This is a genomic window from Corallococcus sp. CA041A, assembly GCF_003612075.1.
Lineage (GTDB): Bacteria > Myxococcota > Myxococcia > Myxococcales > Myxococcaceae > Corallococcus > Corallococcus exiguus.
Map to the genome: position 1 here is coordinate 1 of NZ_RAWF01000473.1, position 3128 is coordinate 3128.

At 68.8% G+C, this 3128-nt stretch carries 2 protein-coding genes; one reads left to right on the plus strand and one right to left on the minus strand.

All coding sequences use genetic code 11. The features are described from left to right. Positions 1-24 precede the first annotated feature (24 nt). On the minus strand, positions 25-1167 hold the full coding sequence (locus D7V77_RS41175) for an RNA polymerase sigma factor RpoD/SigA (RefSeq protein ID WP_120581627.1): 1143 nt from the start codon (positions 1165-1167) through the stop codon (positions 25-27). A gap of 68 nt (positions 1168-1235) precedes the next feature. Between D7V77_RS41175 and D7V77_RS41180 the strand changes: the two genes are divergently transcribed. After that, positions 1236-3128, plus strand: a 1893-nt coding sequence (locus D7V77_RS41180; RefSeq protein ID WP_120581628.1) for a DEAD/DEAH box helicase, incomplete at its 3' end; no start/stop codon positions are given.

Here is a 3128-nt window from a genome sequence, read left to right on the forward strand (position 1 = left end):
GTGCCCCCACCCTTCCCCACTGCGTCAGCCCTTGGGTACCGCCACCATGTCGAAGTCCGGGATGCGTTCGCGCATGAACTCACGCATCCGGTTGATGAGGGCCGCCTCAATCTGCCGGGCGCGCTCGCGGCTGACGCCGTACTTGTCGCCAATGTCCTGGAGCGTGAGCGGCTCGTCCGCGGTGAGGCGGTGCTCGAAGATGTAGCGCTCCTTGCCCTCCAGCGTCTGGGCGAAGGCGGCCAGGTTCTCCCGGAAGAGGGCCTTGAGCTGCTCGCTGCCCAGGCGCTCGTCTGCGGGCACCGCGCTGGACGGCAGGTAGCGGTCCGCCCGGGTGGAGCCCGAGTCCCCGTCGTTGCCCAGCGGCGCGTCGATGGACACCTCGTCGTGCCCCAGCCGCTGGTCCATCTCCACCACGTCCTGCTCGGTGACGTTGAGGCGCTCCGCCAACAGGCGCGGGCTGGCCTCGAAGCCCTGGGAGATGAGCTTCTCCTGCTCCTGGCGCAGCTTGAAGAAGAGCTTCCGCTGGGCCTCGGTGGTCCCCAGCTTCACCATCTTCCAGTTGTCCATGATGTAGCGAAGGATGTACGCGCGGATCCACCAGGCGGCGTAGGAGCTGAGCTTCACACCCCGGTCCGGATCGTACTTCTTCACTGCCTGCATCAACCCGATGTTGCCCTCCTGCACCAGGTCCAGCAGGGACAGGGGGTTGCGGTGGTACTCGTGGGCCAGCTTCACCACGAGTCTCAGGTTGGAGGCCACCAGGCGGTAGGCCGCCCGCACGTTCCCCGAGGCCTGGTACTCCTTGGCCAGCTGGTGCTCCTCCTCCCGGGTGAGCAGGGGGTGCTTCGTCACCTCGGCCATGTAGGCCTGGAGCGGGTCCCGGTTGGTGAGGGCGCTGCTGCTCTCCGCGCGCACCAGGGCCGCGGGCCGGGCGGCGCGGGCGGGAGCCGGGGACTCCTCGATTTCCGCCTCCGCTTCGTTCAATTCCGTCAGGTCCGGCTCCAGGGCGTCCGGGTCCTGGACGGTCTCCTCGACTTCTTCGTCCAGAGCTTGCGGGTTTTCCGGAGTTGTCTGCCGGGCGGTCCCCGGGCGGGCGGAGGCCGCGGGGCGCTTCGCGCGGGGCCGGGGGGCGGCCGGACCATTGGTTCTCTTCCTCCCATTCGCCATGCGCGCTCCATACCCCAAAGTGCCGCGATTGTTGCCAGAGGGTAATGCAGGGGCTATGCCCATGCCCGATGAGCGACATCCAAGAGCCCACGCCGGGAGCCCCGGCGCCTGACGAAGCCACGACGCGTCCCGGCGAGTACATCGCGGACATCAGCTTCGAAGAAATGAACCTCTCCGAGCCCCTCCGCCGCGCGCTGGCGGAGCGCGGCTACACCAGCCCCACCCCCGTACAGGCCAAGGCCTTTGGCCCCGCGATGGCGGGCAAGGACCTCATCGTCCGCAGCAAGACGGGCACGGGCAAGACGGCCGCCTTCGGCCTGCCCCTGCTGGAGAAGATTCCCGCGGACGAGAAGCGCGTGCGCGCCCTCATCCTCTGCCCCACGCGCGAGCTGGCGCTCCAGGTGGCGGAGGAGCTGACCACGCTGGCCAAGTACAAGGGCGTGAAGGTGGCGGCCATCTACGGCGGCGCCTCCATGAAGCAGCAGGAGGACGCGCTGGAAGAGGGCACGCCCATCATCGTGGGCACCCCCGGCCGCGTCTTCGACCACATCAACCGCGGCAACCTCAAGCTGGACGGCTGCGACCACGCCATCCTCGACGAAGCCGACGAGATGCTGAACCAGGGCTTCTACGAGGAGGTCACCCGCATCCTCGACCGTCTTCCGAAGACGCGCCAGGTGCTGCTCTTCAGCGCCACCGTCCCCACGGACATCCAGAACCTCATCGCGCGCTACACGACGAACGCGGAGACGCTGCTGCTGTCCGGCGACGTCTTCACGGTGGAGCACATCCACCACATCCGCTACGACGTGTCGGATCAGTTCCCCAAGCCGCGCAACCTCATCTACATCCTGGAGAAGGAGGAGCCCTCCAACGCCATCATCTTCTGCAACACGCGGGATGACACGGCGCTGGTGACCGCGGTGCTCAACCGCAACGGCTTCGACGCGGAATTGCTCAACGGAGACCTGCCGCAGAAGGAGCGCGAGCGGGTGATGGGCAAGGTGAAGCGCGGCGAGGTGGCCTTCATGGTCGCCACGGACATCGCGGCGCGCGGCATCGACATCTCCGGGCTGGAGTACGTCATCAACTACTCCCTGCCGGAGGACCCCGCCGTCTACCTGCACCGCGTGGGCCGCACGGGCCGCATCGGCAACAAGGGCACGGCCATCAACCTCTTCTCCGGGCGCGAGCTGGCGACGTTCACCGTGCTGGAGAAGAAGTTCGGCATCAAGTTCGAGATGCGTGAGATGCCCGCGCCCGAAGAGGCCATGCACCTGTGGACCGAGCGCCACCTGCGTGAGCTGCGCGAGGGCATGGGCAGCAGCATCTTCGAGGGCTTCCTGCCCCTGGCCACGCAGCTCAAGCAGCGCCCGGACGCGGACGACCTCATCGCCTTCCTCATCAAGTACTACTTCAGCCACCTGCGCATGGAGAAGGCGCAGGCCGCCGGTGAGACGGAGAAGCGCGAGCCGGTGGAGAAGAAGCCGCTGGAGCGCCGGGGCAAGGACCGCGACCGTGAGCGCGACCGCGAGCGTCCCCGCCGAGAGGAGCGCGGCGAGCGCACCGAGCGTCCGCGCCGCGACGAGCACCCGGACCGCGAACGCCGTCCGCGCCGCGACGAGCCGCGCCGCGAGGACCGGGGTGAGCGCCGGGGTGCCGGTTCCGCCGCGCTGGAGGCGGGCCCGGGCGAGACGAAGCTCTGGGTGAACCTGGGCACCGCGGACGGCCTGGGGCCGGGCAGCATCGCCACGGCCATGGAGGACGCGGGCGCGCCGCTGGGCAAGATGGTGCGCGCGGAGTTGCGCCCCACGTTCGCGTACGTCTTCGTGGCGGAGGAGGACTCCGCGGGCTTCGAGGCGCTCAACGGCAAGCAGCACGGCGGCAAGACGCTGCGCGTGGAGAAGAGCAAGCCGCGCAGCGTCTTGCCGCCGTGCTGCTTGCCGTTGAGCGCCTCGAAG